General features: G+C 58.1%; 2 protein-coding genes. Both read right to left on the bottom strand.

Annotated elements, in window-relative coordinates; all coding sequences use genetic code 11:
• Positions 1-9: 9 nt before the first annotated feature.
• The gene (locus CVS28_RS19335) at positions 10-1,017 is read right to left on the bottom strand and encodes an IS3 family transposase (protein ID WP_279325084.1); all 1,008 of its coding nucleotides are present in this window, start codon (positions 1,015-1,017) and stop codon (positions 10-12) included.
• Positions 1,018-1,034: 17 nt separating this feature from the next.
• Positions 1,035-1,253, bottom strand: a complete 219-nt coding sequence (locus CVS28_RS20035) for a hypothetical protein (RefSeq protein WP_165788370.1) — start codon at positions 1,251-1,253, stop codon at positions 1,035-1,037.
• Positions 1,254-1,577 lie beyond the last annotated feature (324 nt).

Here is a 1,577-nt window from a genome sequence, read left to right as displayed (position 1 = left end):
CGGTATCTGTCAACCTGTTTGAGAGAGATTGACGTTTTGTTGAGTTCGTTGTTTGGGGTCGTTGATGGCGACGTAGGCGTCGATCTGGGGTGCCATGGGTCGGCGGGTGAATCGTGAGGGATTGGCGGCGTAGCTGGCGTCGAGGGCTATTTGTCGTTTGGTGTTGATTTCATCGACTAGTCCGTGGTGAACGGTGGCTGGTGTATGGCCGGCAATGCCTTCGTGTTGGTGTGAGTTGTTGTAGCGGATCACGAACGCGGCGACGTACTCGCGGGCAGCTTCCAGGGTTGGGAATCCTTGGGGGTAGGTGGTCTCGTATTTGAATGTTTTGAAGAGTGATTCGCTGAAGGGATTGTCGTTGCTGACCTTTGGGCGTGAGAACGAACGAGCGATGCCGTGCCCGGCCAGGGTGGCTGCCATGATGGTGCTTTTCATCGAGGCCCCGTTGTCGCTGTGGAGGTATTCCGGGGCGTGTGGCGCCTCGTTGACGGCTTGGGTGAGCATGTCGGCAGCGGTTGCTGAAACCTCTGTGTGTTCCACTCTCCAGCCCACGATATAGCGGGAGTAAATGTCCATGATCAGGTACAGATCGAAGAACTGACGCAGCCGTGTTCCTTTGACTTTCGAGATGTCCCAGCACCAGACCTGATTGGGGCAGGCAGCTATCAGCTGCGGGATTTTCTTCGGCGGATGACTCGCTTGCCGGCGGCGGTCACCACTGAGCTTCGCGGCCGCCGCGACCCGGTGCCAGGAGCGCTTAGAAGCAACATGGAGGCCTTGATCTAGGTATTTGTAGTACACCTTGGCCACGGAGAGCAGCATGTTCTCCGGTGCGCTCAACCACCCGGTGATCATCTCGATCTCTTCTGGATTCAGCGTCGCCGGTTGCACCCGCTCCCTTTGCAGGATCATGGCCTTCACCGGCACCGGGGCTGCTTTTTCACGGTAGTAGGTCGCTGAGGACAGCCCCAGCAGCTCCAAAGCCTTCACCGCCGAGTGCCCGCCGAAGGCCTGCAGCTGCGCAAGGAACGGCGTCAGGACCCTTCGTCGTTCTTGGGCTTGAGCCAGGCTGGCCAGCCCTCGGACTCCTCTTGCGGCTCCACCACCTCTTCTGTCACTTCCGGAGTCTGCAGGTTCGAGGCGCTCTTGGCTAGGGAATCCAACAGCGCTGATGCTTTTTTTAGGATGTCTACCGTCGCCACGGACTGCTCCAACTTCAGCTTCAACGCCGCGTTCTCACGCTCGAGCTTCATGAAGTCACGCTGGTCCTGGCCCGACATCCTAGACCGTTCCGCCCGTACCGCCGGGTTCTCGCCAGGGGCCGTCAAACGTCCCTCGTCCCGATCCTGGGACCAAGTCTTCAGAGTCTTCCTCGTCACTTGAACCTTCCGGTAAAAAGCCGACTTCGAACCATAATCCAGGCACTTATCGAATTCGAGCAACAAGGCCCACCGCTCCGCCGGCAAGAAATGCGCATGACGGGAAGGCCTCTGGGGAATATCCATGAATAATTATCTCCTCCTGCCCCACCAAACATGAATGAGAAAAACTCTCTCACTCAAGGCTGGCACGTAGGG

This window comes from Arthrobacter glacialis (assembly GCF_002909415.1).
Taxonomy (GTDB): domain Bacteria; phylum Actinomycetota; class Actinomycetes; order Actinomycetales; family Micrococcaceae; genus Specibacter; species Specibacter glacialis.
The sequence above is the reverse complement of the archived record's forward strand: the minus strand, read 5'-3'. Positions and strand labels throughout refer to the sequence as shown.

Bases quoted from the DNA above. Each gene is read 5' to 3' on its own strand.
- CVS28_RS20035 (WP_165788370.1), bottom strand. From the start codon at position 1,253: ATGAAGCTCGAGCGTGAGAACGCGGCGTTGAAGCTGAAGTTGGAGCAG.